Here is a 22,806-nt window from a genome sequence, read left to right on the forward strand (position 1 = left end):
CAGCACACGCTGCAAACAAGGCGGTTCACGGCGACTTCCCCAGAGTCGCGGCATCCGGCAGGCGATTTTCGGACGGATGGGGCATCATGTCGTCGTCGCGGCCCGGCGCGGCGGCGGACGGTGCGTTGCCGCTCAGCGCCCGGACGAAGGCAGCAAGCTCCCAGATCTGGTCATCCGGGATCGTGTCGCGGAAGCTCGGCATGCCGTTGGGCCGGCCGTCCCTGATCGTGGCGTGGATGCTTTCGATCGAGCTGCCATAGAGCCACTTCTGGTCCATGAGCGCCGGGCCCATGCCACCGCCGCCATTGGCATGGCAGCCGGAACAGTTGAACCAGTTGAACAGACGCTTGCCCTCGCTGAGGTGGAAGGCGTTGGCCTCGAACACGCCGGCCTTGCTGTCGGACGAGGTCGGCCGTTGGCCGCCCGGCTCGAGGGCAGTCACGGCTGCCGGTTGATCGCCCGAGCCGAGCGCCGACTGTGGACGCGTGTCGCGTTCCTCACGCTGGCAAGCGGCAACCGCGAGGATTGCGAACACCAGCAAGAGAAGACCTCGCTTCATTTCAAGGCGCTCCGACAGGATCGAGGCGGGGCACCTGGTAGGTCGCCAGGATCGCGTCGATCTCGGCGCGGTGTCTGGTCAGGGCGGCGTTCACCTCGCTGCGCAGCGTATCGTCGCCACGGCGCACGCCCATCGAGATGTCGAAGATCATCGGCAGTTGCGGGCCGTCCACGCGCGGCGAAACCGGCGTGATCCGCAGCGCCACCTTCTGCCTGGATGCAAAGTAGCCGGCCAACGGCCCCCAGACGACGGCCATATCGATGTCGCCATTCGCGACCGCCTCAATGATGCGCGCTGGCGGGTTCGGCGCCGAATAGTTGCCATAGACGGGGAAACCGATGAGATGGCCGACGATGCCACGACGGCCAAGCGCCTGGACGGGGGGCGAGTTGGCGCCATCATCGCCGATCAGCTGGACGCCGATGTGCAGATCGCGCAGGCGAGGATCGTTGAAGGACGTGATTTCGGGCGCATCCTTGCGTGTCACGAACACATAGGAAGACCGATAGTAGGGCGCGGTCGTGCGCAGCATCTCGAGATTGGCGGGCGTGCCGGGCACAAGATCGCACAGGCCGGCTTTCAACGTGTTGCGGACGAAGCCGCGCCGCTGTGCCCACCACGTGTAGGAAACAGTCGCACCAAGCTCCGTCGCGACGAGTTCGGCGATCTTGTTTTCAAAGCCCTGCCTGGCGGCATTGGAGAACGGCATGTTGTTGGGATCGGCGCAGATCCTCAATTCGCGCGCATCGGCAACGGCGGCGACGAGCGAGAGCGCCAGTGCGCCGACCGCGGCGCCAAACCGCCGGGAAGATTTTCGCCGTGCGCGCGCAACTCGGCCGATCTTCTCAAGGGAGCCGGAACACATACAGCGTACCTCCCGGCGTGGTTACATCCTTCAGATCCTTCATGACGTTGACGAAGCCGAGCGCGGCGGTGGCGTCGCGCGGATCGAGATCGCCGGATACGATCGCGCCGGCCCAGCCGCCGACGCCCGAAAGAATCGCGACATATTGGTGCCCGTCCGGGCCGCGATAGGTGATCGGCTGGCCGATGATGCCGGACGACGTCTTGAACTGCCACAGCAGTTCGCCGGTCCTGGCGCTGACCGCCTTGAACCAGCCTTCCATAGTGCCATAGAACACGACGTTGCCGGCGGTGGCGACGGCGCCGCTCCACACCGGAAAGTTCTCCTTCAGGCTCCACGCCGGCTTGGCGGCGGCGACATCCCAGGCGGTGAAAGCACCGCGATTGCCGCCCGGCCCCGGGATCATGCGCACGTTCATGCCGACATAGGGCGTGCCGGCGATGTAATTCACCTCGACGCCCTCTTCGTCCATGCAGAGATTGTTGTGCGGGATGTAGAGCAGACCGGTCTTGGGCGAGAATGCCGAAGGCTGCCAGTCCTTGAGGCCCGATGCGGTCGGGCAGATGTCGCGCACGACCTTGCCGGTGCCGGTCTTCTTGTCCGGATTTACAATCAGCCGGCCGGTCTTGAGGTCGACGCCCGTGCTGGAATTGACTGGCCCGAAGGGGACTGCCGACAGGACCTCGCCGGTGGTGCGATCCAACAGATAGACGTAGCCGTTGCGTTCCGGTCGGACCAGCACCTTGCGGGGCTTGCCCTGCCAGGTCATGTCGAGCAGCACCTGTTCGTTGATGCCGTCGTAGTCGTGCAGATCGTGCGGGGTCCATTGATAGAACCATTTGGCTGCGCCGGTGTCGGGATCGCGGGCAAAGATTCCGGCGGTCCATTTGTTGTCGCCGGGCCGCAGATCCGGATTCCACGGACCGGGATTTCCGGTGCCATGGAAGATCAGGTTTAGGTCCGGGTCATAGGAGATCCAGCCCCACACATTGCCGCCGCCGATCTTCCAGGCGTCGGGCGGCCACGACGTCACGCCGAGATCCTTGCCCTTGTCCATGTCGTAATGCGGCTTGAAATCGGGGCCGATCAGCACCTCGGCGTCCGGGCCGGTATTGTAGGCCGTCCAGACGACGTGCCCGTCGCTGGCGTCGAGCGCCTTGATCCAGCCGCGTACGCCCATTTCGCCGCCGGAATTGCCGACCAGCACTTTGCCCTTCACCACCAGCGGCGCCATGGTGATGGTCTCGCCGATGTTGATGTTGCCGATGTGGGTGTTCCAGAGCGGTTTGCCGGTGGCCGCATCGACGGCGATCGTGTGGCCATCGAGCGTGTTGAAATAGATGCGCCCTTCGAAGAAGGCTGCACCGCGGTTGACCACGTCGCAACAGGCAACGCCCTGCGCCGCAGGCTCGGGATTGGGCTCGAACTTCCACTTCATCGGCGCGCCGGGCTTGGTAAGGTCAAGCGCATAGAGGATGTTGGGAAACGGCGTCACGATGTACATCGTGTTGCCGACGACGAGGGGCGCAGCCTCCTGGCCCTTGTTGACGCCGGTCGAGAAGGTGAAGGCCACTTGCAGGTTTTTGACGTTGTCTTCGGTGATCTCCGCAAGTTCGCTGTAGCGGGTCGAGGCGTAGTTCTTTGCCGGCATCGCCCACTGGCCGTCGTCGGGCGGAGCAGCTGCGGCAGGCGGATTTATCGCAGGACTTGACGTTGACTGAGCAACCGCCGCGGTAGTCAGCGCGAAGCCTGCCAGCAGCGTCCATCCCAGCATCGCAGCCAATGGCCTCTTTCCCGTTTTGCCAGGCACCCTATTTTTCGCCGCCACCAGTCGCGCTTGCCTCATTGGCTGTCGAGTTTGCCGACGTTGGCGCAGAGCTCCATTAGCTGCAGCTGCGCCGTGTTTGTTGAACACTCTCCAACGCGTGAGCGGCGCAGAAGTGCCAAATGCAACGAAAATAAATGTCGGGTTCGGTTGGCCAAAGTCGGCGGCCGGGCGCTCGGAACAGCCGATCCGAGTGTTCGCACGCACGTTGGAAGTAAATCTATTCCCGGTGGTCCGGGTTCGGCTGGAACGGAGCGGCGCTTTTCGCAGTTGTGTCGAATGCTGTCTGCAGTCGAGCAACTGGCTCAATCGGTAAAAGAGCGGCGAGCGATCTTGTTCGTTGGAGCCGGGGTGTCGATGAGCGTCGGCTTGCCGTCCTGGCAAAAGCTCATCGAACACATGCAAAAAGAGCTCGGTCTGGACGAGGATACGATCGGTGCGCCGGAGGCCAGCTATCAGGCGCTTGCCGAATACTACCGGCTGAAGCAGGGGAGCCTCGGCCCTTTGCGCAGCTGGATGGATCGTGAATGGAGCGTCTCGCGGGAGAAAGTGCAGGGCTCGGCGATCCACAAGCTCATCGTGTCGCTCGATTTTCCGATCATCTACACGACAAACTACGACCGAAATCTCGAAGTTGCCTTCGAGATCCATAGCCGGCCCTTTGTGAAAGTGGCCAATGCGAAGGATTTGCCCAAGGCCACTGGCGAGGTGACGCAGATCATCAAATTCCACGGCGATTTCGACGACGACAAATCTTTGGTCCTGGCGGAGACCGACTATTTCGACCGGCTGTCGTTCGATTCGCCGCTCGACGTGAAATTTCGGGCCGACGCGCTCGGGCGCACCATCCTGTTCATCGGCTACAGCATGTCCGACATGAACATCCGTCTGCTGCTGCACCGGCTTTGGCAGACCTGGCGCCGCTCCGGCTATGACAAGAATCGCCCGAAATCCTTCATCTTCATGTCGCAGCCGAGCATCGTCCAGGAGGCTGTCCTCGGCCGCTGGGGCATCGATATGCTGACCGAAGCGGCCGACGATCCTGAGGACGCGCTGCTCGCATTCCTGAACGAACTCAAGGACAAGGTCGGCCGGCCCGACGGCGCCTGAAAAGCCTGCGCAGCGACGAAGCAGTGGGGAACCGGTTGGCCCGATGTGAGTTGGGGAGGCTAAGTCTCACGGGATCAAGCCTGTATGAGCGGACGCAAACACAAGCGCAGAGTGCATGCCAAAGACGGCCTGTCGGCCGAGCAGGCCTATGAGGTCAATTTCTTTGCCCGCAGGTGCGGCCTGACCAGGGACGAAGCACTCAAGATGATGCGAAATGCCGGCAGGTCCAACGATGGCACCAAGGCATCTGGCGAATCCGGGCCGAAGTAGCCGCATGGGTTCTACATAGCGGGCGGCCGGGACGGTCATCCGGCACAGCTGCTTCGTCGTCGGTCTCGGTATCCGCATGGCAGTCGGTGGTGGCGCGCACCGCTGAGGATCAAGCGATGCACCGGCCACCACCGATGGAACATCCGCCGACAATTTTCGTTGACATGCTCCACAAGGCGAGAGGTCGAACATGTCGAAGTTCCAAGCCGCTACCCCGGAGCGTTTGCAGCAGCTCAGGCTTGAGGCGACGGCGCACTTTGCGCCACTCATACTGCGCGAGGCGCTGGTGCGTCTCTGCCGAGCGTGTGGAAGCGAGAGCCTCGAACGGTTCGAAAAGACCATGGTTGATCAAATCGAGGCATCGCGTGACGAAAAGGCCGATTTCGACACAATGAAGGAATTTGCCATCGAACAGCTCTATGGCTGGATTCGAGAAGTCAGGTCTTCACCGGACATGACACAGCCGCTGGAGAATGTAGACACCCGAAGGACCCCTGGCCGCTCGGAAGAGCCGCAGACGCTGGAAGACCAGCTGCAGGCGGGTCTGGAGGATTCTTTCCCCGCAAGCGACCCGCCGGCCGTTGTTTCCACCGCGATCCCCGGCGGATCGAAGAAGCTGGTCGGAACCGACGAGGTCCTCAGGCAGCAGCAGGAGAAAAAGGCCGAGGAAGCCAGCCATTCGCGATAAACGGCTCTGCGGGGAAGCAGCCTGCCGGTTCACCCACCGTCCGGCATGAAGGCTGTCCGGGCATGTGTGTCATGCGGCTCGCCTTCGACAAGAATCTTCGCTTCCAAAGCCGCGTCGATAAATGCTTCGCGGGCTTCCGCTGCCGTAATCTGGCCGATCTGGGCGCCATCCAATGCATCTCCCGCCATCAGCGACAACGGGGCATTGCGGGCAGGCCATTTCTCGCTTTTGAGGCAGTAAGAAGCCTCGAAAACGGAGCTGACCATTCGCGATCGTCCCGGCTTGCCGAAGTAGATGCAAACCGGAGCATCGAACTTTATCTCCAGCATGGCGGTCCTCCCGATTTAACCACCCTTGATATAAATTAGCCTCAGCGGGTCACATGGCCTGCTGGGCATTTTAGCCGACGTCGCGAACCGCAGTGGGATTGGTGCCTGCTGGTATTTCGGCGGCGACATCGTGCGCCAGAATGCCCGCCTTGCGGGCGAATGCTTCGAATGCCGCGCGCACGGTCTCGGCATCGACCTCGTCAGCCAGCCCGGCGCGACAGGCGTCGAACGCCGCCTTGTGCGCCGGGCCGCGACTCGGCCATTCGTTCAAGACGTCATAGGCCTGCCAGATATTTTCGACATGGCGAGGGAAACCAAGGCCGACGAGAATTGGAACGGGGCGGCCAAACGATTTTTTTGTCATCTGTGTCTCCGCGAAAGAGCCTGTCGCATCAACGCTGGGCGGACGCGAGGCCCATGCTCTTTAACGCGGGATTGCTGCACGGGTTGCAGAGGGTTTGTTCGATCGTGCGCCGGCCGATGCTGGCGTCATTTGTTGGTCCGCATCTTTTGCCGGGGATTGATACCGCCTTGAGGCGTGGTGTCGTTCTCGACATCGCCTTCGAACGTGTTGTCGCCCTGATCGAGCCGGTCGCCCTCCTTGATCGTGCCCTTGGAACTGCCGATGCCGGGATCGTTGGCAAGGTCGCTATCGGCCGGCGTTTTGCCTTTGGCGTGCTTGTTTCCTGCCATGGGTTCCTCCTGTTTTGAGGTGGCGGACTGTCCTTGAGGTGGCGGCCCAGGCTCGCTGCGAAAATCGCGTTTCGACACGCCAATGGCGGCGCCCCGGATTTTCGGACGGCCTAGATTCCAACTCCGCGATCCCGACGGTTGTTCCGTCAAAAATATCGCCGTCGGCCGGGATTGCCCAGCCAAGCCGCTCCGGTTCCTGGACCGGGTGATTTTCGCCAGCCGGAACGATCTTTCGCCCAATGCATTTAACTGGTCTGCGCTCACGAACTCATTCTGGACGGGAGCTGGACCATTGCCACCTACAGCCTACGCCTTGGCGACTCGCGAAACCGAAGAAGTTTCCATCGTCGACCTCATACCCGCTTTGAGGGCTTTCGCCCGCACCTTCTGCCGCACCCCCGATGATGCCGACGACCTGGTCCAGGAGACGCTGACCAAGGGCTTGGCTAACATTGACAAGTTCGAAGCTGGAACGCGCATGAAGTCATGGCTCTTCACGATCATGCGCAACACCTACTACACGCGTGTCAGGGCCGCGGTGAGGGAAGCGCCCGGCCTGCTCGACTGCGCTTCGCTGCGGCCGATCTCGGAAGCGACGCAGGAATGGTCCGTGCAGGGCAAGGAGGTCCACCAGGCCATCCAGAGCCTTCCTGAGCACCAGCGCGAGGTTCTGATGTTGATAGGCGTTCTGGGCGTCAGCTATGAGGAAACGGCCGAAATATGCGGTTGCGCGGTGGGAACCGTGAAGAGCCGGCTCAACAGGGCACGCGCCGGCGTGCTGGAATACCTTGGCGAAAGCTCCTCGCAAACCCTGATGGAAAGGCGCAGCTATCTGTCCGAAGGACAACTGGACTTCGAAGCCGAGAGGCGCCGCTAATACACGTCACGTTAGTTGCTGGTCTCGCAAGCGCCTTTCGACAAGCGCATGCTGCAACTCGATCGCAAGTTTGGTCAGCCGGTCAGGAACCCTTTCCTGTTCGATGGCCGCAAGCAAGGAAGCGATTTCCCGGTCTATCGTCAGATCGGCACGCGTGCTGACGGAATCTTCCCTTGAGCGAGACATCGCGTTCTCTTGGCAAATGTTGGTCCCTTCACCTCACTCTGCTGGCAACAGTGCGAGTTTGCAAGAATTTGCAGGCCATCCATGCGACCGGCTTCGGTCCTTGCACAGCTTCGTCAGCGGTTGGGCTCTCGCTGCGTTTCAATTGCTCGCCGGCTGCAAGCCATATGCCGCCGCAACGATCAGTCTTCAGGCCGCCGATCCGCTGAATGATCCTGGTACTGCTCGGACTTGACCCGATTGCCGTCGAGCCCACGCTCCTTGGTGTGCTGCTTCTTGTCTCTGTTGGACAGAACGGCGTTCTCTCCGATCTTGTCCTTGGGAAGATCGGTCATCGCGCCAGCGCCAGCGCCTTTGCCGTGACTGCCGCGACCGATGTGCTTCTTGCTTCCGGACGCCATCTTGTCCTCCTTCATACCGTCGAATAGCGGCTTTTCCCGTTCGGCATCCGAACCAGCGTTGGGCCGCAATGTTCCGCCGGAAATCGTAAGCAGGAAGGCATCGCCGTCCCAGTGCCGGAACGGCTTTTCGCCGTCGACGAGGACTTGCATGCCATTTGCGTTGGCGAAGTTATGGACATCGGCGCGATCCAGCGCCGGCGATCCGCGATATGAATAATTCAAAAGCGCGGCCATGCCCGGCCTCTTCAGCACGCGCGCGATTTCCACGAAATGTCGCTCCGCAAGGCCGGCCAGCACTAGATAGGGAAAGCTGTCGACGGCCAGCACGCGGTCGAAGCTGGCATCGCAAAAATCGGCAAGATCGAAACCGCGCGTAGGGCGGAATTCTACATTGCCGAGCCCGGCGCATCGCCGGCGGGCGATCGAGATCATCGCTGGGGATATATCGCTGCCGACGATCCGGTGCGACAGAGCGGAGAGCGCCTGTTCGAACCGACCTATACCACAGCCGATATCCAGTATGTCGCGGTCAGTGCCGGTAAAGCCTCGCCTCTCCAGCCATGCAACGATCTCAGCCGTAGCGGCAGAGAGCTTTTCCTCATTGCCCAGCGATGACAGCTGGACGCTTGCCGCCGGGGAGATCGCCGCCGCCGCGTCAAACCCGGCCGCCAGCCGCTTGACGACCGCATCGTCGGTCTCGTCCTCGCCACGCTCGTGCCGAACGGCACCACCTGTTTTGCGCAGCGTGGCGAAGATCTCGGGCCTGCGCCGAAGCAGGTCCGCAATCCGTTGCAGTTTTGCCGTGTTTCGCGGGTCAGCCGAGTGCGTGTTTTGCGCAATCTTCGCCAATTCTGCAGCATCGATTCCTGTCTCGAAACGGAGAGCCAGCCTTGCGATGACGGCTTCGACGCCGGCACCGTCTGCCATGCACTCCTCCAGCACCCGCCTTGCTGATGTCGACCGCCGAGATTCCGGCTGGGTCGCGCTCATCGCCCTTTGCTCCGCGTCCAGATCTTGCGCATCGTCCACCGGTCTACGGCGCCCCAGCTGTACTTGTAGGCCTCTTGTCCGCGCAGAAAATCGAACTCTTCCGCGCCTTCGCAGATCGCCTGCCTTATCGCTTGGCCGATGAGCAGCGCGCCGGGACTTTCCTCGGCATAGGCCGGATCGAAGCCACCGAGATAAGCGCAAGCGCGGCCACGATGATGGAACCCGTAATAGGCGCCCACGATCGCGTTACCGATCGTGATAAGCCAGCATCGGGCAAGCACCTGTGCGACCAGCTGCGGCAGCGCCTGACGGTGGAATGCTTCCACGCGGGAATCGGACAGAACGCCGTCGCCGTGTCCGGCCCAGCGCGCGCGGTGAAGGCGGATCAGGTGGTCGAGGAATGTCTGCGGATCGGACAAAGCGGGTTCGATGGAGACACTGCCGCGTCTCGACGCGGCCCTGTGGGCGCGGCGCAATTGGCGCCTCCGCCGCGCCGGAACACAGCCTTGAAGCGTCTGGTCGCCGGCGAGGGCGAGCACCGGGCAAGCGGCGTGACCGACGGCTTGGCATGATTCGAGCGCGGCATGCCTGATGGCAAGGCCGGCGCCGCCGGGAGGCAGGTCCTGCAAGATCCACTGTGACCAGCCGACGGAAAGAACGGCGCCACCGATGACTGCGCCGACCGGTTCGGCGATCTCGGGAAGACAAAGGACATCCAGATAGTCGCTCAACGAAATGCCGAGCGGAAGCAATCGCGCGCCGGCGTCGTGGCGTTCCAGATAGAGTGGCGCCAGGCCGACCAGATCGTCGCCACGCCAGATGGCGACCGTCGCTAGCTCGCCGGGAGCAAATGTCCGCCACCATGGCAGCAACCATGCGGGAGACTGGAACGGCGTCGCCGAGGGACTGCGCGACCAGAGTTCCCACCAGTGCGGCTCGAGGGCTTCGAGGTCCGCCGGATCGTCGATGATCTCACTGCGGAGCATGTCGCGCTCACTTTGCCGTCGCGAGCTGCCCGCTGTCTGTGCCGAGCCGTGCCAGCGCCCGATAGGCGTCCATGTAGGAGGAAACCATGCGGTCGAGTGAAAAGCGCCGCCGCGCCTCGGCTCGGCAGGTCTCGGGGTCCAGGCTGGGTGCGGCAGCGATGGCTTCGGCCATCTCGTCGACATCCCCGACCAGATACCCGGTCTTGCCGTGCTCGATCACATCCGGCAGTGCGCCATTCGGGAAGGCCACCACGGGGGTGCCGCAGGCGAGCGCCTCCATGGCGACGAGCGAACTGGTTTCCGCGGCAAGGCTCGGGATGACTAGGCAGCGGGCCGTGTTCAGCAGGCGCCGCTTGGCGACAAAGCCGAGCGGACCAAGGAAGCGGCGCCGGTCGTCCAGCCGGGGTTCGACCTCGTCGCGAAAATACGCTGTGTGCGTTTCGTAGGGATAGACCTTGCCACCGATGACCAGCGGCACTCTGGCCTTCTTGGCTGCGTCCAGCGCCAGATGGATGCCCTTTTCCGGGCAGACGCGGCTGAGCACGAGCGCAAAGTCGTGTTTGGCCTGCGGTTCGCTCAGCGCGTCGACGTCCACTCCGTTGGGAATCGGCCCGATCAGCCTGGCTCCCGGCGGCGCGGTTCTTTGCTGAGCCGCCGATACCGCATGCAGCCACAGATCCTCCCGCGCCGGATTGAGAGCGTCGGCCGGATACCAGTCGAGCGGCAAATGCAGGGTCACCAATGTCGGCCCGTCGCCCGGCAGATAGGCATCGAAATCGATACCGTGCAAATGGACCACGTCGATTGGCCAGCGAGCGCGTGCGGTAGCAATTGCGGCGCGATGAGCACGCTGTGCCCGGCGCTTCGCCGCTTCATCGAGCACGCCCGGTTCGGCCGGCGTCTCGATGAGGACACCCGCAGCGCTCGAGCCCTGGCAGCCGATCACGATCGAGCGGTGTCCGGCCTGTACGAGCGCCTGGTCGAGCATCGACAGCACCTGCTCGGCACCACCGACCGCATCCGGCCCGACCGGGGCGAGGGGATAGGCGACGTTGAGGACGGTGAGCGTCATGGCTGGAGAGCCGAAGCTCCTCACGCTGCGGAGGCGCGCAGCCTGCCGACCGAAGGGGCAGCGATGCTGCCGGCATATCGGCGCGTCATTGCCGCGCAGAAGTCGGCGAATTCCTCCGGCACCAGCGGCGGACTGCTGTGGTGCGGCATCATTCCGCGGTGTTCCGGCGTGAAGCAGAAGGTGACCGTCACGTCGAAGTCGGCCAACGCCTCCATCTGCCTGTCGAACCAGTCAAGTGCGTTGGGCCTGAAACTGTCGGCCCAGGAAAGCCCGGTGCGCAGATTGGTGACGCCGAGGCGTTTCATCCAGGCAACGGCGTCGTCCAGCCGGTGATCTTCGAAATGGAACCACTGCACCAGTCCCATTGCCGGCGTGTGGTGCAGGAACTCCTCGAGCGCGGGCTTTGGCGTGCCGTCCTGGCGGAGCAGGCCCATGTAGAAATGGCGGTAGTAAGACGAGCCTTCCGCCTCGCGATGGCGCGTCGTCGCTTCCCACTCGCGCGGCAGGTCGTAGAGGCTGTACCATTGGATGCGCGGTGCGTTGCCGATCAGCAATTCCGCGGTCCGGCGCAGGCCCCAGACCTGTACCTCCTCGGCGCCGAAGGTCGACACGCCGACCTCGCTGACCCATACCGGAAGATCGGTGACAGCCGAAATCTCCCCGATCTTCTGCGGCCATTCGTGGATCTGCCAGAGGTTCCAGTCGAGCGGGAAACCGTGCACGGCGACAGCATCGACATGATCGAGCACGTCGAACTCCTTCATCCGTGTCATGAAACCGGCATCGATCGGCGAGATGCCGCCAAGGACCTTGGTCAAGGCCGGATTCTCCGACGCGATCGCGTCGGCGGCCAGGATTGCCATGTTGGCGAAGCGGCTCCAGTCGGGGTCGAGCTCGGGATCCCAGTGGGATTTGTTGTTGGGCTCGTTCCAGATCATCGCGGCTTCAATCATTTATTTGTCCTTTCGACGGGTAGACGACGCCGCCACCGGCCGGCACGTCGGCGGTGCGGCAGAAATAGACCTCCTGCTCCGGTTGCAGGACGATCTCGAAGCCGGCGCTGCGCAGCATGGCTTCGGTGCAAGCGCGATTGGGAATCCACCAGTTGGTCGGGTCGTCGGCATAGCGATGCTCGATGAAATGCAGCTTTGGGAACTCCGGCCGGTCGAACAGGTCGTGGGTCCAGAAATGATAATTCTGCTCGAGCGCCGGCACGTTGGTGCTGCCGCGCTGCATCGACTGGAAGATCATCAGGTCCCGGGCGACGTGCTCCCGGATCAGATCGAGTGCGAGCAAGGGATGGCGCAAATGGTAGAGCACGCCCATGAACAGCACGATGTCGAACCGCTCATGCAGGGCGCCGACGTCGTAGACCGAGAGCTGCCGGAATTCGATGTCGCAGTCTGCTACCTCCGCGGCAAAGCGCGCCTGCGCCAGGTAAGCCTCATCGAAATCGATGCCAAGCACGCGACCGGCGCCGCGGCGTTTCATCTCGATCGAATAGAAACCCGCATTGCAGCCTATGTCGAGCACCGCCTTGCCGGAAAGATCGGTGGGAATCGCGTCGGCGAATTTGCGCCATTTGATCAGCGGATAGTTGCCGAGGAAATGGTCGGGAGCGGTTTCGATGCCGGCCAGTTCCATATTGTGGAACCATGGGCCGAGCGCATCGATACGGCGGCGGATTTCGGCATCGGAATGCAGCATGGCTAGCCTCCTTCGCCTGCGAGGACAGGGACGTGCTGGTGGCCGGGCAGCGTAATGGCGACTTGGTCGTCCTTGGTACCGGCGGCGCTTTCAAGCAGGCGAAGTGCGGTGCGGTAGCCGTTGAAGGTGCCGACGTCGACATAGGCGGTGCCAGCCTTGATGCCATAGGCATCGCCTCCGGCGGCGAGATAGGCATTGACCAGCGTGCCGATATATTCGTCGCACCGGTCCCGTTCCCGCCACAGCGCGGCGAGCTGGTGAAGGGTGCGGCCGGGCATCTTGAACGCACCCCAGATCCAGTTCGATTGGGCATTCTGCTGCTTGACCTGGATTTGCTTCACCCGGTCCTCCTGGTCGACAACGACGGCATCGAAGAACTCCGGCTGGTCCACCGGAAACAGCAGGAAGGACAGGCCGTCGTCCGGGAGGGCCAGGAAGCCGTCTTCGGGAAACCAGATCGTATCGGGCAACCCGACCAGAACGGTCTCATCGGCTGTGACGAGCGGCGCGGCACGGAAGATGGCGTCGCAAAGGCCGACCGGAGAGGGCTGCACCACAAACAGCGCAGTCGCATCGGCATAGCCGGCAGAATAATATTCGAGGATATCCGACTTACCCGAGGCGATGACGAAGCAGATCTTGTCGGCCCCCGCGCGCACCATGCGGCGCACCAGGTATTCGCTGACCGCGCAAGGCCGCTCGGTGTTGCCGTCGATGCGGCTGCCGACCGGCAGAAGCTCCTTCGAAAAGCCGAGCGGCTGGATGCGGCTTCCCCGTCCGGCTGCGGGCACGATGCCCAACATCAAACTGCCTCCTTCAACTGCTCGCCATGCGTGGAGCCGTGCAGTGCATCGGACAGGATGCGGTCGAATTCCTTCGCGCGCCGCGCCGAGGTGTGTTCGTCCAGCACCCGCTCGCGCGCTCGGCGGCGGATAGCGCCAAGCTCGGCGTCGGACAGGTCGAGCGCGGCGACCACGTCGTCGGTGCTGTTCGCCACGACGATCTCTTCGCCGGGCCGGAAAAAGGCCTCCAGTCCCGGCCATGTGTCGCTCACCATCGCGGCACCGCAAGCGGCGGCTTCGAACAGCCGGCCGGAAGGACACCAGCCCCTTTCGGCCATCGCCTCGCGGGTCACGTTCAGGGTCAGCCGTGATGATGAAAAGAAGGCGGGGTGGTCGGCCGGCGGCAGATGCCGGACGAAGAAAATATTGTCGCTCCACGGGAATTCCTGCGGATATTGTGCGCCGCCAATGATGAAGCGGCGCTCCGGCAGGCGTGCAGCCGGACTGACCAGCAGCCTCTCGACCCCGGCCTGGCGGTCTGCCGCATAGGTCCCGAGATAGGAAAGGTCGCCGGCAAACTCCGGCCTGGGCGGGGCGGGCCGGTGTCGCTCTGGATCGACATGGCCGTAGAGCGGCATGACGCGGCGCGCACCCAGCATCGACCTCAATGCGTCGATCGCGGTTCCTCCCGTGTAGCTCAGCACGAGATCGAAATCGCGAAGCCCTTCCGGCCCGAAATAGGCCGGAGGCTCACCTTGTTCGATCCGCGCCAGCGTCACCGGCGTATCCAGATCGTAGAACACCTTCAGCCCGCGGCAGGCCTGGTGGGCAAGGCGCGACGCGCTCACGGCATCGGGGCAATAGGAGGTGACGATGACCACATCGGCCTCATTCATCGCCTGCTCGGCAACGCGCTGGATGTCCTCCCAATCCTGATAAAGGACGAGGTTGCCGCCATCCAACTGGTCGAGGTCGCGCGTCCCGGCATAATAGGGAGTGTTGCGTTCGAAGAAGGTGATAGACCAGCCCAGCCCGGCCATCGCCCGGATCAATCCGCGCCACAGCGTGGCGTGCCCATTGCCCCACGACGATGTCACGGTAAGACCGAAAATGACCATGCGCATCCGGCAATTCCTCGTCAGGCAGCTTCGTTGAGTCTGATCAGGTTCGACCCCCAGTCCCCCCAAACAACCGTGGTGATCGACGCTGGGTCGATATCGAAGCGAAAGCAGTTTCCCAGCGACAGGCCGAGCACCTTGCACACGGCGGCCTTGATGACGTCGGCATGGCTGACCAGTGCGACGCCCTGGTTCTGGTAGGTGCCGCGGACCTGCTCGATCAATGAGACGACGCGTTGCTGCACGTCCAGCATGGTCTCGCCGCTCGGTGTTCTCGCCTGCTGACGCTGGTCGTTCCACACCCGCCAGTCGGCATCCTGGTTCAGCTCTTCGAAGGTCTTTCCCGACCAGGTGCCGAAGTCGATCTCATCGAGTTCCTCGCGGATCACGATATCACCGGCATTGCAGGCGAGCGCGATCGGATTGGCAGTCTCCTGCGTGCGTTCGCGCGGGCTGCAGAAGATTGCCGCTATCGCCTCGCGTGCCATGCGGTCTGCCAGATGCGAGGCCTGTGCCTTGCCGGCTTCGCCGAGGCAAACGCCGGCCATCCGTCCGGCAAGATAACAGCCGACATTGTCGTGCGCGGCGTGGCGCACCAGAAAGAACGTCGTCGTCATTCCGCGGCATCGAGCATCGGCTCGTCCTTGCCCGCGATGAAAGAGAGCGTGCGCTGGCGGGCTTCCGCGTCGGTGAACTGCTCGGGCGGCGATTTCATGAAATAGCTGCAGGGACCGGTCAGCGCGCCCGCGATGCCGCGATCGAGCGCCAGCTTGGCGCAACGCACCGCATCGATGACGACGCCGGCCGAGTTGGGCGAATCCCACACTTCCAGCTTGAGCTCGGCATTCAGCGGCACGCCGCCGAAGGTCGTGCCTTCTACCCGGATATAGGCCCACTTTCGGTCGGTCAGCCATGGAACGTGGTCGCTTGGCCCGACATGAATGTTGCCGGGCTCCAAGGGAACGTCGATCTGGCTGGTGACGGATTGCGTCTTTGAGATCTTCTTCGATTCCAGCCGCTCGCGCTCCAGCATGTTGAGGAAGTCGGTGTTGCCGCCGAAATTGAGCTGGTAGGTGCGATCGATGCGCACGCCGCGCTCGCGGAACAGGTTGGCGAGCAGCCGGTGGACGATCGTCGCACCGACCTGGCTCTTGATGTCGTCGCCGATCAGCGGCAAGCCGTGCTGCTCGAAGCGCCGGCGCCACTCCGGCCGCGAGGCGATGAAGACGGGTATGCAGTTGACGAAGGCACAGCCCGCCTCGAGCGCGCACTCGGCATAAAAGCGCGTTGCCTCCTCCGAACCGACAGGCAGATAGGACACCAGGATTTCGGCGCCGCTTTCGGCGAGGATCTTGCTGATGTTGGCGACGGGTTCGTCGGCCTCCTGGATCTCGTCGCGCAGATATTTGCCGATGCCGTCCAGTGTCGGCCCGCGTTCGACGCGAACGCCGGTAGCCGCCACATCGGCAAAGCGGAAAGTATTGTTCGGCGCGCTGTAGATCGCGTCTGCCACATCGCGTCCGACCTTGCCCTTGGCGACGTCGAAAGCGCAGACCACTTCGATGTCCTTGACATGATAGCCGCCAAGATCGGCATGCATCAGCCCGGGTATGGGCTCATTGCTCCTTGCGTCGCGGTAATAGGTGATGCCCTGAACAAGGGAGGAGGCGCAGTTGCCGACGCCGACTATTCCGATCCGAACTTTCTTCGATCCCACGAAACCGCTGCCTATGCTGTTGAAGGTAAGTTCTTCGTGCCAAACCGTCTGCCTCGCTGATTGTTCCTTGCCGGCTGCAAAAATCGTGCAACCGATGGTGGATCAAAGTAGCGCTCGCCGAGTTGTGCAGTGAGGCCAACCGGGAAGGGACAATGATCGTCTATGGCGACCACAAGCGAATTGAGAGCGCGCGATATGTTCGCGGCTCGGCCTGCGAAGCAGCCGGGCACATTGCGGATATGCCAAGCGGGATCGGACGGCACGCAGCCCTGGTCGGCCTGTTCATCAATATCTCGGAATTGGTCCAGGGCCTTGCCGATGCTGAATTCGAGGCCAACGGCATGGACAGGAATTCCCGACAGCGGATCGCGGGCGCAAATCTCCTGGTCGGCTTGGCCCGGGACGTGGGCAGATCGTGGGCGGCCGGATTCGCCATCGACGGCCCGGTCGATGCCGACGTGCCGCGAATGCTGGCCGAACTCGATTGCGATGGCGAAATCCTCATCGGCACGGCCGAGGGCTACGCCCATTACGCGCTCTATCCGGAGAGCTATTTCGTCGCCGCACGGCAGTCGGGTCTCGATGCGAACACATGCTTAATCGGCATCCGCAGCATCGGCCTGGGGCTGGCAGCGATGGTGGCGGCAGCCATCGGCGCGCCGGCACCCGTCAGCGTCCGTCCAACCGGCCATCCGTTTCGCAGGCGGCTTGCCGCCGATCCGGAACTGATCGGCGGCTGGAGGACAAGGCCATCGGCCCATTTCGCTGTCGTCGATGAGGGCCCGGGCCTGTCCGGCAGCTCGTTTCACGCAGTCGTCGCATGGCTGCAAGCGCTGGATATCGATGCCGGGCGCATCCATCTGTTCCCCAGCCATTCGGGTGGGCCGGGCCCCGAGGCATCGGCGGACAGTCGAGAGGCATGGACGGTTTGCCAAAAACACAGCGTGGATTTCGAACGGACTTTCCCCGCTGGATCCGCTGTCCCGACGTTGCGGGATTGGGTGGCCAGGACGATCGGCCGCACAGCGGCCAGCCTGACCGAAACATCCGCCGGAGAGTGGCGTCGCTTGCACTATGGCTCGCTGGATCGTTGGCCACCCGTCCACCGCAGCTTCGAGCGGCGAAAGTTTCTTGCTTCTGCGGGCCGGGAAAAATGGTCGGTCAAATTCGTCGGCCTCGGTGAAATCGGAATGCACAAGGCCGAGACTGCCAGGAGCCTGAATGACGCAGGCTTTGGCCCGGACATCGCCGGGCTGTGCCATGGCTTTCTCGTTGAACGCTGGATCGACGGTACAACGCTGGAGCGGGCAAGGCATTCGAAAGAAAAAATGGTCGCTCATCTCGCGCGCTATCTGTCCTGGCGCGCAGCCAATCTGCCCGCCTCCGAACCGGGCGCCTCGCTGGAGGCGCTTGCCGACATGGCCGTGCAGAATACAAGCGAGGCTTTGGGCGAAAGCCGCGCGGCGGAGCTGCGGAACTGGTTCTCGAAACAGGCTCCACCAAAGACCATGCAGCGGGTCGAAATCGACGGGCGGCTTCATCCGTGGGAGTTCATCCTTTCGCGCGGCGGAACGCTGATCAAGACGGACGCACTCGACCATTGTCGGTCGCACGATCTGGTCGGCTGCCAGGACATCGCCTGGGACATTGCCGGCGCCCGTGTCGAGTACAGCCTCGCCGACGCAGCGACTGCGGCACTGTGCAAAGCTGTCGAGGCGACTACGTCTCGTCCCGTCGATGCCAATCTGGTCCACTACTACGAGCCCTGCTATCTCGCCTTCCAGCTTGGCTTGTGGAGCATGGCTGAGCGATCGGGCGATGATCGGGAACAGATCCGGCTGGCGGCCGCGGCAAGACGTTACGCTGCCGCGCTGATTCGTTTCCTGGAAAGCCAAGGCGACCTGCCGCCGCTCGAGCGGGATCAGTCCAGCCGGCGCAGCATATCCGCTTCCTTTTCGAGGATGGCCGCTACCTCCTCGCGCTGAAGGTGCGTCATCATCAGGCTCACACAACATTCCAGATAGGTGATGGAGGCGCGCCGCAGGAAGGCAGCCGTCTCCTTTGCGGCCATTTGTTCGATGTCTTTGGCGGATCGCTTCGGATGCACAATCGTCTCCATGCCGGTACCTTGGCAGAACCAAAAGCTGGACGGGTTGTTCCCGCGACGAGAAAAAGTGACCGACGACCGGCCCGAAACGACCGTGATCTCCGAAGGGAACGTGGCAAATATTGCCTTCAGGCCGGCAGGTTTTGCAGCCGGCCTGATGCAGAACGCACGGTGGCGGCAATTCGACGTCTTCTGTCGACCATCTGCGCCGTCTCAAGCTCGGCAAAATAGCCGATTGTGCGCATCAAACCTTGCCTGAGCGGCACTTTGGGCGACCAGCCGAGAAGCTTCCTTGCGCGGGAAATGTCGGGTTGCCGACGGCGAGGATCGTCTTGCGGCAGCGGCAGGAATTTCAAGTCCGACTTGGTGGCGGTCATGCCTCTCACCAGGCCCGCCAATTGCAGGATGGTGAACTCCCCCGGATTGCCCAGATTGACGGGCTGGCGCGGGTTGGGATCGACCTCCATCAACCGGATCAAGCCGTCGACCAGATCGGAAACGTAGCAGAACGACCTGGTCTGCAGCCCGTCGCCGAATATCGTCAGCGGCCGTCTCTCGAGTGCCTGCATGATCAGATTGGAAACGATCCGTCCGTCCGCAGGGTCCATCCTGGGACCATAGGTGTTGAAGATGCGCGCGACACGGATATCGGCTTTTCCCATTCTCAAATAATCGAAGCATAAGGTTTCGGCGGTGCGCTTGCCTTCGTCATAGCAGGCGCGGGGCCCGATGCAGTTCACGTGGCCGACATAGTCTTCCTTCTGCGGATGCTGTTCGGGATCGCCATAAATTTCGCTGGTGGACGCCTGCAGGAAGCGGGCGCCATTACGGGCGGCGAGCTCCAGCAGATTGAGCGTCCCGATGACGCAAGTCCGTGTCGTGTGGACCGGGTCGGCCTGATAGCGTGGTGGCGAGGCCGCGCACGCCATGTTGAAGATGCGGTCAACCGGTTCGCCAAGCTCCAACGGTCGGCAAATGTCTTGCTTGATCAGCCGAAAATCCGGACGATCGGCGATCGATGCTATGTTCTCCATGCGGCCGGTAAGGAAATTGTCGACGCAGATCACGCGCCAGCCGGCCTGGAGCATTGTCTCGCAAAGATGCGAACCGAGGAAACCTGCGCCGCCGGCGACAAGCACGGTCTTGGTCCGTTGCGCCTTTCTTGATAGCTGCATCTCTATCTTCTCCCGTCTGCGGGTCATGCTGCGCTCTCGACGTCCAGATCGAGAACAGAACGTGGCGATTTGGTCTGCGCCAGCAGCGAAACGAATTCGCGGGCTCTTGCGATGCTTGTGTGAGCTGCGAGGATGAGCACGCGCGCCTGCCTGGCCATGGCAAGCCGGGCGCCGTCGGATTCCCCAGACAGGATACCGATTACGTCCTCGGTCCTGCGCGCCGTGTGGATCGTCCGCTCTGGAAACAGGCTGTCCAGTCCGGCCCAGCTATCGCTGATGATCGCCGTGCCGCAGGCGGCTGCCTCGAAGAGGCGTACGCTGGGCGACCATCCGGCCGCGATCATGGAACTGCGCGTGACGTTCAACGTGTAGCGTTGGCGGCTGTAAAAGGCGGCGTGATCTGCCGGCGGCAGGTGTTCGATGCGATCCACATTGTCCGGCCAGGCGATTTCGCGCGGATATTGCGAGCCTGCCACGACGAAGCGGCGCTCCGGCATGCGACGCGCCGGTTCGAACAGCAGGGCCTCCAGCGTCGCCTGGCGATCGGGGCTGTAGGTGCCGAGATAGCCGAGATCCCAGCGGATTGGATCACCGGTTCCGTGATGCCGTTCCGGGTCGACGGAGCAGTAGAGTGGCTCGGCCCGCCTCGCGCCGAATTCCGCTGTCAGACGGGCAAGCGTCGGCCCGCCGGTGAAGGAGAAGTAGACGTCGAAATACGGGACCTGCCGCCTGGCAATGTACTCGCAATCATCGGTCGAAAGCTTTGCCAGCGTGATCGGCGTGTCGATGTCGTAGAAGCAGAACTGACCCGTGCACAGCGATGCCACGACGTCGATGATTTCAGGGGCTTCGGGAACGAAGGAGCCGACGACCACGATATCGGCATCGCGCAGACAGCGCGCAAAATTGCGGCGAAGATCATCGATCGTTTCATAGTAGCGCAAGGCGCAGAAATCGGGATCGCGCAGATCCCGGTGACTTGCGTACCACGGCACGTCGCGTTCGAGAAAAGTGACGCGGTGGCCGAGTTCGTGGAGACCTTTAAGCAGCCCCCGAAAGGTGGTGGCGTGGCCGTTTCCCCAGGATGAGGAGAGCGACAGGCCAAGAAAGACGATGTCGAGCGGCTTTGTCATTCGGCCGCCTCCACGGTCGGACGCTCGAAATGGCGCCTGAAGATGGCGTCGGCTAAAACGGCACGTGTCGTGTAGGTATGTTCGCCAAGCACGCGCCGAAGCGCCGATGTCCCGATCGCCTTAGCCCGTTCGGCACTAAGGCTTTGCATGATCTCGGCGACGTCCTCGCCATCGCGCGCGACCAGGATTTCCTCGCCGGGTTTCAGGAACAGGTCCACGCCGAGCCAGGCGTCGGTGATGAGGCATGCGCCGGCGCCCGCCGCCTCAAAAACGCGCGTCGCAGGTGAAAAGCCATTGGCCGCCATGCTGTCGCGGCTGATGTTCAGCACCGCCTTGGCCGTGACGTTCAATGCATTGTGGTCGCGCGTGCCGACATGGCCGAGCCATCGGACATTGGCGGGCATCTGCTTGTCGCCCCAGCCCGATCCGCCGAGCAGGAAGCGCTGATCGGCGGAGCGGCCGGCCGGGTCGAGGAAGAAGGCTTCGACGCGCGCCTCGCGGTCCGGCAGCCGGTTGCCGAGAAAGGCGAGATCGCAGGCAAAGCGCATGTCCTTGCCGACCGGATGATGCGTTTCCGGATCGAGCGCATTGTAGATCGGCACGCATTCGGCCGCCCCCATTGCCCGATAGGCCCAGACCACCGGGTCGCCGCCGCCATAGGTCAGCACGAGGTCGATTTCCTGCAGCGCGCGATGCAGCGGATGGTCGGGCTCGTCGCGCAACTGGCCAAGCGTCGCCGGCGCATCGACATCCCAGAATACGGTGAGCGCACCGGCACGGGCGTGATCGAGCACCGCCCGCAACAGCGCGTCGTCGGCGAAACCGACGCCGCTCGCCTTGACGACGATATCTGCCTCCGCCGCCCGCGCCGCCACCTGCATCAGCGCCTGTGGGGTCGCCTCATAGACGACGACGGCACACCAGTCCGGCGCCTCGATGTCGCGGTTCTTCTGGCGATCGTAGACATCGGGCTCATAGAAGGTGATGTCATAGCCGAGCCTGGCCAGAGCCTTGAGCAGCCCGCGGTAATAGGTGGCCGCGCCGTTCCAGTAGGACGACAGCAGGCTTGACCCGTAAAATGCAATCTTCATTCGGCGGCCTCCGTTGCAAGAATCGTGTCGGCGGCTTGGCGGCGCCCGCATTCGGCGAGCACGCCGAACAATTGATCCGCCCGGTGCCGGCATGTGTGCCGCAAGCGGATGGTCTCGAGGCCCGATGTCGCCAGAGAAGCGGCGAGATCCGCGTCGTGCAGCACGGCGCGAAGATGACGCCGCATCTCGGAACCGTTGTTTGCAAACAGAAAATCTACGCCGGGCCTGAACAGGCGTTCGACATCGGACCACGGCGCCGAAACGAGCGGGATGCCGCAGGCGAGCGCCTCGAACATGCGGATGGTCGGGATGCCGGGCAGGCTTTCGCGGTATGGACGCCTGGGGATGTGCACTGTGATGCGGTTTGCTGCAAACGCCTTCGGCACGTCGGCGTTGGCGATCCAACCTTCGTAGCGCAGGCCGGCGGCCGCAAGGTCGGCGAGCGCTTGCCGTGGATAGCGAACGCCGTGGACAGTGCCGCTCAATCCGAGCTCACGCACCGGCTCGACCAGGAATTCCCTGATTTCGGCGCTGCGCTCGTCGTCGCCCCAATTGCCGATCCAGATCAGGTCGGCGCAGCGCTCGATTTCAGGATGGGGCTCGAACAGATGGTCATCGGCTGCCTCGTGCCAGGTAAAGACCCGCTTGCCCCATCCGGCGCGAAGATAGCTTTCCCGCAGCGCCTCGCCGAAGGCGAGCACGCCGTCGTAATGTTCAAGCTGCAAGGCAGAAATCGCTTGCGTGGCCGAGATGGCGCGATGGTGCGTGTCGTGGAACAGCAGCGTGAAACGGCCGCCAGTTGCTTTCGCCTTGCCCAGCCGCGCAACAAGGTCCGGCTCGGTCCACTCATGCACGATCACCACATCGGCATCGGATATCCAGGCTTCGTGGTCGAAAGCGGCATCGTAGGTCACCGGCATCAACTCGGGGAAATCCTTCCGGAATCGCTCGATCGCGAAGGACCCTTTCTCGGCTACCAGGTTCGACCGGCTCCAGCCGTCGGCGGGTTCCAGCGCGATCGCCTGGTGCCCGCGCGCGACCAGCTCGCGCATGATGCCGCGCAGGAAATGTGCGTTGCCGTGGTTCCAGTCGGAAACGATCGAATGGGTGTAGAATAAAAATCGCATA

General features: G+C 62.9%; 26 protein-coding genes and 1 pseudogene. 6 read left to right on the forward strand and 21 right to left on the reverse strand.

Translation table 11 applies throughout. The annotated features are described in order from the left end of the window. Window positions 1–25: 25 nt before the first annotated feature. The 3 genes from NKJ23_RS11195 to NKJ23_RS11205 are packed head-to-tail and all read right to left on the reverse strand — an operon-like array spanning window position 26 to window position 3,198. Window positions 26–559: a c-type cytochrome gene (locus NKJ23_RS11195; RefSeq protein ID WP_352680341.1), complete on the reverse strand. Its 534-nt coding sequence runs from the start codon at window positions 557–559 to the stop codon at window positions 26–28. 1 nt (window position 560) lies between these two features. Continuing rightward, window positions 561–1,424 (reverse strand): substrate-binding domain-containing protein, encoded by an 864-nt coding sequence (locus tag NKJ23_RS11200; protein WP_352680342.1) that lies wholly within the window; start codon window positions 1,422–1,424, stop codon window positions 561–563. Next, window positions 1,405–3,198: a methanol/ethanol family PQQ-dependent dehydrogenase gene (locus NKJ23_RS11205; RefSeq protein ID WP_352680446.1), complete on the reverse strand. Its 1,794-nt coding sequence runs from the start codon at window positions 3,196–3,198 to the stop codon at window positions 1,405–1,407. The genes NKJ23_RS11200 and NKJ23_RS11205 overlap by 20 nt, the downstream gene beginning before the upstream one ends. A gap of 330 nt (window positions 3,199–3,528) precedes the next feature. On the opposite strand from NKJ23_RS11205, the gene NKJ23_RS11210 reads away from it, so the two are divergent. The 3 genes from NKJ23_RS11210 (at window position 3,529) to NKJ23_RS11220 (ending at window position 5,317) form a co-directional block, all read left to right on the forward strand. Then, window positions 3,529–4,359: an SIR2 family NAD-dependent protein deacylase gene (locus tag NKJ23_RS11210; RefSeq protein ID WP_502899027.1), complete on the forward strand. Its 831-nt coding sequence runs from the start codon at window positions 3,529–3,531 to the stop codon at window positions 4,357–4,359. An 84-nt stretch (window positions 4,360–4,443) separates the two neighbouring features. Next, the gene (locus NKJ23_RS11215; protein ID WP_352451523.1) at window positions 4,444–4,629 is read left to right on the forward strand and encodes a hypothetical protein; all 186 of its coding nucleotides are present in this window, start codon (window positions 4,444–4,446) and stop codon (window positions 4,627–4,629) included. A gap of 190 nt (window positions 4,630–4,819) precedes the next feature. Beyond that, window positions 4,820–5,317 (forward strand): hypothetical protein, encoded by a 498-nt coding sequence (locus tag NKJ23_RS11220; RefSeq protein ID WP_352680343.1) that lies wholly within the window; start codon window positions 4,820–4,822, stop codon window positions 5,315–5,317. A 29-nt stretch (window positions 5,318–5,346) separates the two neighbouring features. Here NKJ23_RS11220 and NKJ23_RS11225 read toward each other — a convergent pair whose 3' ends face one another. The 3 genes from NKJ23_RS11225 to NKJ23_RS11235 all read right to left on the reverse strand — a co-directional run bounded on the left by NKJ23_RS11225 (window position 5,347) and on the right by NKJ23_RS11235 (window position 6,339). Continuing rightward, window positions 5,347–5,646: a DUF982 domain-containing protein gene (locus NKJ23_RS11225; RefSeq protein WP_023676146.1), complete on the reverse strand. Its 300-nt coding sequence runs from the start codon at window positions 5,644–5,646 to the stop codon at window positions 5,347–5,349. Window positions 5,647–5,716: 70 nt separating this feature from the next. Beyond that, window positions 5,717–6,010, reverse strand: a complete 294-nt coding sequence (locus NKJ23_RS11230; RefSeq protein ID WP_023676145.1) for a DUF982 domain-containing protein — start codon at window positions 6,008–6,010, stop codon at window positions 5,717–5,719. A 125-nt stretch (window positions 6,011–6,135) separates the two neighbouring features. Then, window positions 6,136–6,339 carry a hypothetical protein gene (locus tag NKJ23_RS11235; protein WP_352680344.1) on the reverse strand — a complete coding sequence of 68 codons (204 nt, stop codon included), beginning with the start codon at window positions 6,337–6,339 and terminating at the stop codon, window positions 6,136–6,138. Between the two features lie 313 nt (window positions 6,340–6,652). Between NKJ23_RS11235 and NKJ23_RS11240 the strand changes: the two genes are divergently transcribed. Together NKJ23_RS11240 and NKJ23_RS11245 are read left to right on the forward strand one after the other, a co-directional pair. Continuing rightward, window positions 6,653–7,216 (forward strand): sigma-70 family RNA polymerase sigma factor, encoded by a 564-nt coding sequence (locus NKJ23_RS11240; protein ID WP_352488584.1) that lies wholly within the window; start codon window positions 6,653–6,655, stop codon window positions 7,214–7,216. A gap of 48 nt (window positions 7,217–7,264) precedes the next feature. Then, window positions 7,265–7,393: a hypothetical protein gene (locus tag NKJ23_RS11245; RefSeq protein WP_280952093.1), complete on the forward strand. Its 129-nt coding sequence runs from the start codon at window positions 7,265–7,267 to the stop codon at window positions 7,391–7,393. Window positions 7,394–7,581: 188 nt separating this feature from the next. Here the strand turns inward: NKJ23_RS11245 and NKJ23_RS11250 are convergent, their stop codons facing one another. The 10 genes and pseudogenes from NKJ23_RS11250 to NKJ23_RS11295 form a co-directional block, all read right to left on the reverse strand. Continuing rightward, a complete protein-coding gene (locus NKJ23_RS11250) occupies window positions 7,582–7,800 on the reverse strand; it encodes a hypothetical protein (RefSeq protein WP_023676213.1) in 219 nt (72 codons plus the stop codon). Between the two features lie 225 nt (window positions 7,801–8,025). Further along, window positions 8,026–8,790: pseudogene (locus tag NKJ23_RS11255) on the reverse strand (class I SAM-dependent methyltransferase); the annotation flags it as partial. After that, window positions 8,787–9,776: a GNAT family N-acetyltransferase gene (locus NKJ23_RS11260; protein ID WP_031211613.1), complete on the reverse strand. Its 990-nt coding sequence runs from the start codon at window positions 9,774–9,776 to the stop codon at window positions 8,787–8,789. The pseudogene NKJ23_RS11255 and the gene NKJ23_RS11260, both read right to left, overlap by 4 nt. Before the next feature lie 7 nt (window positions 9,777–9,783). Then, entirely contained in the window at window positions 9,784–10,848 is a 1,065-nt protein-coding gene (locus tag NKJ23_RS11265) for a glycosyltransferase family 4 protein (RefSeq protein ID WP_352593701.1), read from the reverse strand. 20 nt (window positions 10,849–10,868) lie between these two features. Then, on the reverse strand, window positions 10,869–11,801 hold the full coding sequence (locus NKJ23_RS11270; RefSeq protein WP_352593699.1) for a glycoside hydrolase 5 family protein: 933 nt from the start codon (window positions 11,799–11,801) through the stop codon (window positions 10,869–10,871). Then, window positions 11,794–12,555 carry a TIGR04290 family methyltransferase gene (locus NKJ23_RS11275; protein WP_352593697.1) on the reverse strand — a complete coding sequence of 254 codons (762 nt, stop codon included), beginning with the start codon at window positions 12,553–12,555 and terminating at the stop codon, window positions 11,794–11,796. The genes NKJ23_RS11270 and NKJ23_RS11275 overlap by 8 nt, the downstream gene beginning before the upstream one ends. Window positions 12,556–12,557: 2 nt before the next feature. After that, window positions 12,558–13,358: a nucleotidyltransferase family protein gene (locus NKJ23_RS11280; protein ID WP_352680345.1), complete on the reverse strand. Its 801-nt coding sequence runs from the start codon at window positions 13,356–13,358 to the stop codon at window positions 12,558–12,560. Then, a complete protein-coding gene (locus NKJ23_RS11285) occupies window positions 13,358–14,461 on the reverse strand; it encodes a CgeB family protein (protein ID WP_352680346.1) in 1,104 nt (367 codons plus the stop codon). The genes NKJ23_RS11280 and NKJ23_RS11285 overlap by 1 nt, the downstream gene beginning before the upstream one ends. Before the next feature lie 14 nt (window positions 14,462–14,475). Next, window positions 14,476–15,072: a histidine phosphatase family protein gene (locus NKJ23_RS11290; protein WP_352579598.1), complete on the reverse strand. Its 597-nt coding sequence runs from the start codon at window positions 15,070–15,072 to the stop codon at window positions 14,476–14,478. Then, a complete protein-coding gene (locus NKJ23_RS11295) occupies window positions 15,069–16,172 on the reverse strand; it encodes an inositol-3-phosphate synthase (protein WP_023676134.1) in 1,104 nt (367 codons plus the stop codon). Before NKJ23_RS11295 ends, NKJ23_RS11290 begins: the two co-directional genes overlap by 4 nt. Window positions 16,173–16,324: 152 nt before the next feature. Between NKJ23_RS11295 and NKJ23_RS11300 the strand changes: the two genes are divergently transcribed. Further along, complete coding sequence (locus NKJ23_RS11300) at window positions 16,325–18,157, forward strand: hypothetical protein (protein ID WP_352680347.1); 1,833 nt, start codon at window positions 16,325–16,327, stop codon at window positions 18,155–18,157. On the opposite strand, the gene NKJ23_RS11305 is transcribed toward NKJ23_RS11300, so the two are convergent. The 5 genes from NKJ23_RS11305 to NKJ23_RS11325 all read right to left on the reverse strand — a co-directional run bounded on the left by NKJ23_RS11305 (window position 18,094) and on the right by NKJ23_RS11325 (window position 22,805). Next, window positions 18,094–18,291 (reverse strand): hypothetical protein, encoded by a 198-nt coding sequence (locus NKJ23_RS11305; protein WP_023676132.1) that lies wholly within the window; start codon window positions 18,289–18,291, stop codon window positions 18,094–18,096. The two genes, NKJ23_RS11300 and NKJ23_RS11305, sit on opposite strands and share 64 nt — an antisense overlap. 116 nt (window positions 18,292–18,407) lie before the next feature. Beyond that, window positions 18,408–19,454: a UDP-glucuronic acid decarboxylase family protein gene (locus NKJ23_RS11310; protein WP_352680348.1), complete on the reverse strand. Its 1,047-nt coding sequence runs from the start codon at window positions 19,452–19,454 to the stop codon at window positions 18,408–18,410. A gap of 23 nt (window positions 19,455–19,477) precedes the next feature. Then, the gene (locus NKJ23_RS11315; RefSeq protein WP_352680349.1) at window positions 19,478–20,587 is read right to left on the reverse strand and encodes a CgeB family protein; all 1,110 of its coding nucleotides are present in this window, start codon (window positions 20,585–20,587) and stop codon (window positions 19,478–19,480) included. Continuing rightward, window positions 20,584–21,678, reverse strand: a complete 1,095-nt coding sequence (locus tag NKJ23_RS11320; RefSeq protein ID WP_023676129.1) for a CgeB family protein — start codon at window positions 21,676–21,678, stop codon at window positions 20,584–20,586. The genes NKJ23_RS11315 and NKJ23_RS11320 overlap by 4 nt, the downstream gene beginning before the upstream one ends. Next, entirely contained in the window at window positions 21,675–22,805 is a 1,131-nt protein-coding gene (locus NKJ23_RS11325) for a CgeB family protein (protein ID WP_023676128.1), read from the reverse strand. The genes NKJ23_RS11320 and NKJ23_RS11325 overlap by 4 nt, the downstream gene beginning before the upstream one ends. Window position 22,806: the final 1 nt, after the last annotated feature.

The sequence above is a fragment of the Mesorhizobium sp. M0184 genome (assembly GCF_040322215.1).
Classification (GTDB): domain Bacteria; phylum Pseudomonadota; class Alphaproteobacteria; order Rhizobiales; family Rhizobiaceae; genus Mesorhizobium.

Excerpts from the sequence above, each read along its gene's own strand:
- NKJ23_RS11260 (WP_031211613.1), bottom strand. The coding sequence starts at position 9,776 with ATGCTCCGCAGTGAGATCATCGACGATCCGGCGGACCTCGAAGCCCTC.
- NKJ23_RS11285 (WP_352680346.1), bottom strand. The coding sequence starts at position 14,461 with ATGCGCATGGTCATTTTCGGTCTTACCGTGACATCGTCGTGGGGCAAT.
- NKJ23_RS11315 (WP_352680349.1), bottom strand. The coding sequence starts at position 20,587 with ATGACAAAGCCGCTCGACATCGTCTTTCTTGGCCTGTCGCTCTCCTCA.
- NKJ23_RS11235 (WP_352680344.1), bottom strand. The coding sequence starts at position 6,339 with ATGGCAGGAAACAAGCACGCCAAAGGCAAAACGCCGGCCGATAGCGAC.
- NKJ23_RS11250 (WP_023676213.1), bottom strand. The coding sequence starts at position 7,800 with ATGGCGTCCGGAAGCAAGAAGCACATCGGTCGCGGCAGTCACGGCAAA.
- NKJ23_RS11210 (WP_502899027.1), top strand. The coding sequence starts at position 3,529 with ATGCTGTCTGCAGTCGAGCAACTGGCTCAATCGGTAAAAGAGCGGCGA.
- NKJ23_RS11280 (WP_352680345.1), bottom strand. The coding sequence starts at position 13,358 with ATGTTGGGCATCGTGCCCGCAGCCGGACGGGGAAGCCGCATCCAGCCG.
- NKJ23_RS11200 (WP_352680342.1), bottom strand. The coding sequence starts at position 1,424 with ATGTGTTCCGGCTCCCTTGAGAAGATCGGCCGAGTTGCGCGCGCACGG.
- NKJ23_RS11290 (WP_352579598.1), bottom strand. The coding sequence starts at position 15,072 with ATGACGACGACGTTCTTTCTGGTGCGCCACGCCGCGCACGACAATGTC.
- NKJ23_RS11305 (WP_023676132.1), bottom strand. The coding sequence starts at position 18,291 with ATGGAGACGATTGTGCATCCGAAGCGATCCGCCAAAGACATCGAACAA.
- NKJ23_RS11195 (WP_352680341.1), bottom strand. The coding sequence starts at position 559 with ATGAAGCGAGGTCTTCTCTTGCTGGTGTTCGCAATCCTCGCGGTTGCC.
- NKJ23_RS11320 (WP_023676129.1), bottom strand. The coding sequence starts at position 21,678 with ATGAAGATTGCATTTTACGGGTCAAGCCTGCTGTCGTCCTACTGGAAC.
- NKJ23_RS11265 (WP_352593701.1), bottom strand. The coding sequence starts at position 10,848 with ATGACGCTCACCGTCCTCAACGTCGCCTATCCCCTCGCCCCGGTCGGG.
- NKJ23_RS11310 (WP_352680348.1), bottom strand. The coding sequence starts at position 19,454 with ATGCAGCTATCAAGAAAGGCGCAACGGACCAAGACCGTGCTTGTCGCC.
- NKJ23_RS11230 (WP_023676145.1), bottom strand. The coding sequence starts at position 6,010 with ATGACAAAAAAATCGTTTGGCCGCCCCGTTCCAATTCTCGTCGGCCTT.
- NKJ23_RS11205 (WP_352680446.1), bottom strand. The coding sequence starts at position 3,198 with ATGCTGGGATGGACGCTGCTGGCAGGCTTCGCGCTGACTACCGCGGCG.
- NKJ23_RS11245 (WP_280952093.1), top strand. The coding sequence starts at position 7,265 with ATGCTGCAACTCGATCGCAAGTTTGGTCAGCCGGTCAGGAACCCTTTC.
- NKJ23_RS11325 (WP_023676128.1), bottom strand. The coding sequence starts at position 22,805 with ATGCGATTTTTATTCTACACCCATTCGATCGTTTCCGACTGGAACCAC.
- NKJ23_RS11270 (WP_352593699.1), bottom strand. The coding sequence starts at position 11,801 with ATGATTGAAGCCGCGATGATCTGGAACGAGCCCAACAACAAATCCCAC.
- NKJ23_RS11300 (WP_352680347.1), top strand. The coding sequence starts at position 16,325 with ATGATCGTCTATGGCGACCACAAGCGAATTGAGAGCGCGCGATATGTT.
- NKJ23_RS11220 (WP_352680343.1), top strand. The coding sequence starts at position 4,820 with ATGTCGAAGTTCCAAGCCGCTACCCCGGAGCGTTTGCAGCAGCTCAGG.
- NKJ23_RS11225 (WP_023676146.1), bottom strand. The coding sequence starts at position 5,646 with ATGCTGGAGATAAAGTTCGATGCTCCGGTTTGCATCTACTTCGGCAAG.
- NKJ23_RS11215 (WP_352451523.1), top strand. The coding sequence starts at position 4,444 with ATGAGCGGACGCAAACACAAGCGCAGAGTGCATGCCAAAGACGGCCTG.
- NKJ23_RS11275 (WP_352593697.1), bottom strand. The coding sequence starts at position 12,555 with ATGCTGCATTCCGATGCCGAAATCCGCCGCCGTATCGATGCGCTCGGC.